The sequence below is a fragment of the Halorientalis persicus genome, from assembly GCF_900110215.1.
Classification (GTDB): domain Archaea; phylum Halobacteriota; class Halobacteria; order Halobacteriales; family Haloarculaceae; genus Halorientalis; species Halorientalis persica.
The window spans coordinates 1-5,062 of the sequence record NZ_FOCX01000078.1 but is presented as its reverse complement, the minus strand read 5'-3'; the positions used below and the strand labels follow the sequence as shown (position 1 = coordinate 5,062).

Here is a 5,062-nt window from a genome sequence, read left to right as displayed (position 1 = left end):
AACGCCTGCGGAGACTGGAACCGCTGTGGACACGGATGCCATCCATGAAGTGTCTGCAAGTTCCGTCGTTGAAACAGGAAGCCCCTGCCTCAAGGAACGAACGGCGATAGCCGTGAGTGAGTAGGTAGGGGTAGTTCACTTCTTACTCCGGAACTGCTTCAGCCGTTCGCGGACAACTGCACTGATTGTCGCCTCTTCGTGAGCTAGATCTTCGAACCGGGAATCCTCACGGATCGTCTCCATGATCGTTTCCGGATCCTCAGAGAGGGAGAAATACATATGCACTCCTCTGCCTCGACCCTTACCTCGTCGCTCAAAGTCCAACACACCGTACGTACTCTGCTCAGTGACGTGATTTACGAACGTCTCGCGACTGTACTGGTCCGCGTCCAACGTATCAGCAATGAATTGGTACGTCTTGAACGCTGGTCCAGCAGGGATCCACTCAACGTGTTCTCTTGCGTAGTTGGCCGTTGCCGCCACGGCGTAGATAGAGAGTTTCTTTTGAGTCGAAATTCCGCTGATATGGCGGAGTTTGCGGTTTTCGGTGTATTTCTCCTGGGCTTCACGGACATCAGTCTCGGTAACCGTGTCAGCTCCACGCCGCTCAGCTAATTCGCCAGCCCATCTGAGGAGATCAATCGCCTTCCGCGCATCCCCATGCGTTTGGGATCCGAACGCGGCAACAAGCGGAATGACATCATCTGCAAGTGATTCTGGCTTGAAGGCGTCCTCCCGGTTGTGGAGAATACTACGGAGTTGCGTCGCATCGTAATCGTCGAAGAAGATGTCGTCGGGATTGTAGGAACTTTGTGCGCGGCTGTTGAGCTCCTTCATGAAGTCGGCGTAGTTCGTGATCGTCGTGAGTGAAATGGGACCATCAAAGTCGGCGAGTTTGTGAGCCCGTGAAAGCTGGTAGATGAGAGAATTGTACTCTGCTTCCTGATACGGTCCCTCGAGCATATCGATCTCATCGAGGATGAAGATGACACCGTCGTAATACTCTCGCATGAGCTCGTACAGTCGCTCGAGCTTCTGATCCGTTGAAACGCCCGTTTGGGGAACATCAGGATCGACACCGAGGTCGTCGGCAGCAGCTTTAACTAACCGATAGACAGCCCGATCTGCAGTCTTCGGCCCCTCACAGTTGATAGAGAGAACCCCGAACGTCTTGCCTTGAGACTCACACAGTTCGACGATTTGTTTGCAGACCGCATGAATGATGAGCGACTTCCCCGTTCCAGATGGTCCACTCAGAAGCATATCGGGGATCCCTTCATTCTGAAGAACCGGTTTTAGGTTGTCGACGACACGGCCCAGCTGGTCGTCACGACCGACGATACGGTCCTCGTCGATGATGGTATCTGACCGGACGAGGTCTTTGTTCGAAAAAACACCACCAGACGACTCAGTTTGTAGCCGATCACGAATTGAGATGCCGCCATCGTCACCGTTAGCTGTTTCTTGAGATGAGTTGGTGGGATCTGATCTGTCTCCGATGGTCGTTTGTGACGTGCTAGGAGAATTCACCACCTCATCGATCGTCTCAGAATTTTCAGGATCAGCAGAAGAAGGTTCACGATCCTCTTCATCTTCTGGATTATTCGATCCTGCTCTACGTCCCTCTCGTCCCATTATGAACTCCCTCGAACTCTGGGTATAAAAATATGGACCATTGTGGAGTTGTAAACGTGCGAAAACAGGCTATCTAACGACTACAGCCCTGTATCCTCTGGATGAGTCAGATGCCGTCTTCGGAATCTATCACCCCCCGTTTTCGAGTTGTAACGGTTCGACGAAGCTCGCTATCGTCGAACTTCCTCGATGACCCAGACCCCCCGTTTTCGAGTTGTAAGACGTTGGGGACGGTAACACACCTAGTTCGATGCTTCCACCCACCCCACCCCATTTTCGTGTTGTAAGGAGAAGTGAGTCGAGATGAGTCCCGGAGCAAAATCCACCTAGATTCTGTGAATGATGTTCTTAGCAGATTGGGCGAGAAGCCCCCACCCTCAAAGAGCGACCGAATGGGAGCGAGTAGGGTGGGGATGCATTCGTCTTTAGCTAATACCCTCTGGCAGTGATTTCCAGTCGAATTTCGTCTGTAGCACTCGCCAACACGCCGAAAACATCAGAACATAGTGTGGCTTATCGCCGAATTTCACACGGGAAAGTGCTTCACCAGACCGTTTTCTCTCCCCAAACACTGTCAGTTATAATCCGACTCCTGGAAATTACCACAGGTCTTAGCTAAAGACAAATGGTGACGGCGCAATACCACGGCCTGAAGGCCATGGTATTGCGCCTGCTCAGCGTATAATTGCTCGCGAGGGCTGTTTTCGTGATCCCGAATGTTCCACCCCCTCTCCCCTTTTTCGAGTTGTAAGTCGCTCTGGATAGGCTACTTCAGACACCATGTAGCGAGTGTTGAATAAATAGAATATAAGGTAGAGGGAGTGAGACTTGATAAAACACGGGATTAGGATCAAAGACGAGTATCTACATCCAGAGATCTCAATCGTCTAGCTTCTCTAGACGATATGTTTTCTTTGTCTCTAGTACGGATATGGTTAGGTAATATGCAATATAAACCTTCGCATTTCTAATTGCAAGTTAGAAAATGAGATACTCAACCTCTCTATTGCGTATATCCGCCACAATCGGCTGTTTTGGAGCCCTTCTGCCGTTCAGCCCCTCCCCGGCACCACGAGTTTACAACTCGAAAAAGGGGGGAGGGGGTTCGTCTGGTTTCGTCTGTGATACCGATCTCGATGAATGAGGAGTTCAAGCGTTGCTGGACTTCGATTCCGGTATAATGTGGATGTGAAGCGTGCGACTTAGAGACACACGCTGATGTTGCTGGGGCGTGGAATATCTTGCAGTCTGAAGTTGGGCCGATGGCTCGGCCTGCTGCCCTGTTTGCTGAACGCAGCAGGGACGCACCCTCTGATGGGGCGTACTGGCAGTGGAAGGAACACGACTGGAGACCTGCCGATTTTGGGGAACAGTCGTGGTCGTTCAACCAACCGTTCCAATTTTCAGTAGCTTTCAGTAGTACACAGTAGGAATCGGGTACACTGTTGGACGGCTGGGCCACGTCCATTACTACCATCTGCGTTCGACTCGGGCAGGGCGACAGCGGGCGCTATCACAGCCGACCCACCACCAGCGGTCGCCCGTGCCTGTTCGGGTTCGTAGGCAACGACGCCAGTCCCGAACGTGAGCCGCGTGCCAGCGGAACGGCTAGCTAGCATGATTTCAGCATCCCCCGTGTAGGAGGACGTGAAACCGTGGTCTAGCTCGTCCGTCTCGCTGAAGAACACCCGCGCCACGTTCAGCGCCCCGATGTAGTCGCGGTCGCCCTCGAACCCACACCGGGCATTGTCACACCGGAAGTGCCCGCCCCACCAGTGTTCTTGCTGGTGGTCGGGTGACTTGCAGGTGTGACCGGTCGAACCACATCGGGGACACGACCGACTCGTTCCCTCTGGGTAGACTCGTTCAACAGTCAGACCGGCACAGTCTGCCCGGTATTCGATGTTCTCGATGATGTCCCGCCGCGCCCACGACGACAATTCCCACGACAACGTGCCTTCGTCACGCGGCGGCGAGAGCGAGCGCAAGTCCTCGTGAACGATGGCGTCTACGTCGTAGACGAGTGCGAGTGCGAGGACTTGGTTGGCTACGTCGTGTGTCAGTTGCTCGCGCTTGTGCTGTATCTTGGCGTTGACCCGTTCGTATTCGCTCTGGATGTGAGCGAACTCCTCAGTATGCGAGCGACCATTACGGCGCAACGCGGCAAGGCGGTCGTTCAAGCGGGTTCGTTCGCGGTGAAGTCGCCGCATACCGTCACGGTCGGTGAACTGGATGAAATGTGGCGTGGACAGTTGTTCACCGTCGTCAGTGACCACCACAGCAGTCATGTCTTTTCGCATCCCGGCGTCGAGTGCCAGCACGCAGCCACCGTCGTCGCTTGCTCTAGTCTGTTCGACATCGACCGGGAAGGAGAGTTCGTAGTAGGCGTCACCAGTTTTGCGACAGGAAGGCTGGAACTCAGGAGCCGAGAGATCGCCGTGAGCGAGGAGATCATGAAACGCCTCGTAGCCGCCACGCTCGTACTCCGTCCACGACCAGTCGCCCCGTGCCTCCGGTGAAAGTGTGTCTGGCGTCTTGAGTCGGATGGTCAGCGTCTCGCTATCACTGTCGTACTTATAGGCGGAGCAGGCGCAATACCACGGCCTTCAGGCCGTGGATACGCGCCGTCACTCCGTGAAACAGTCCACCGGATACACCACTGCTGGATATTCCACAATATTTAAAAAATAGTCGTTCATAACAATAGGTAACGGATGCCGACAATACGCCGTACCTACGTTTGCCGTATCCAGAACCACTCGCAAGTGGCTGGTGCGCTGGACGACCACGGCTGGTCGGCATCCAAACTCTGGAACGTTGCCAACTACTACGCCCGTCAACAGTGGGACGAAACGGGCGAAATTCCCGACGAAAACGAACTCAAACACGAACTGAAAACCTATCCAAAATACAAGGGACTGCATTCCCAGTCCAGCCAGAAAGTTCTCGAAGAGCTTTCTGAAGCCTTCAGTTCGTGGTTTGGCTCCGACGACGACCGGGACAACCCACCGGGCTACCGCAAACGCAACTACTACGACAACGACGGCAACAGAGTCCACGAGGAACACCCACGCTCGACGGTGACGTGGAAGCAGAAAGGTATCCGTCACGACACGAAACACGGCAGACTCCGCCTCAGCAAAGGCAAAAACCACAAAGACGGGCGCGACTTCATCCTCTGCGAATACCAAGCACCACCAGCGGTTGAGCTGGAGAATATTCAGCAGGTTCGTGCTGTCTACAACAGCGGAAAAGACCGCTGGGAGTTGCACATTGTCTGCGAGAAAGAGATCGGTGCAGAGTCGCCCGGCGAGAACACCGCAGGCGTTGATCTTGGGATCTGTAACCCTGCCGCAGTCGCGTTCCCTGACGATGCCCTGTTGTATCCGGGCAACACGTTGCGCGAAGACAAGCACTACTTCCAGCA

Annotated in this window: 2 protein-coding genes and 1 pseudogene; 1 reads left to right on the top strand and 2 read right to left on the bottom strand. The window is 54.1% G+C overall.

The annotated features are described in order from the left end of the window. Positions 1–135: 135 nt before the first annotated feature. Together BMX17_RS24470 and BMX17_RS24460 are read right to left on the bottom strand one after the other, a co-directional pair. Positions 136–1,635, bottom strand: coding sequence for a Cdc6/Cdc18 family protein (locus BMX17_RS24470; RefSeq protein ID WP_211611490.1), 1,500 nt, complete (start codon positions 1,633–1,635; stop codon positions 136–138). Positions 1,636–3,038: 1,403 nt separating this feature from the next. Beyond that, positions 3,039–3,956, bottom strand: a complete 918-nt coding sequence (locus tag BMX17_RS24460) for a zinc ribbon domain-containing protein (RefSeq protein WP_211611489.1) — start codon at positions 3,954–3,956, stop codon at positions 3,039–3,041. A 393-nt stretch (positions 3,957–4,349) separates the two neighbouring features. Between BMX17_RS24460 and BMX17_RS24455 the strand changes: the two are divergent. After that, positions 4,350–5,062 (top strand): annotated as a pseudogene (locus tag BMX17_RS24455) (RNA-guided endonuclease InsQ/TnpB family protein); the annotation flags it as partial.

What these genes read in the sequence shown, in the direction of transcription:
- BMX17_RS24470 (WP_211611490.1), bottom strand. Translation starts at nt 1,635, where the DNA reads ATGGGACGAGAGGGACGTAGAGCAGGATCGAATAATCCAGAAGATGAA.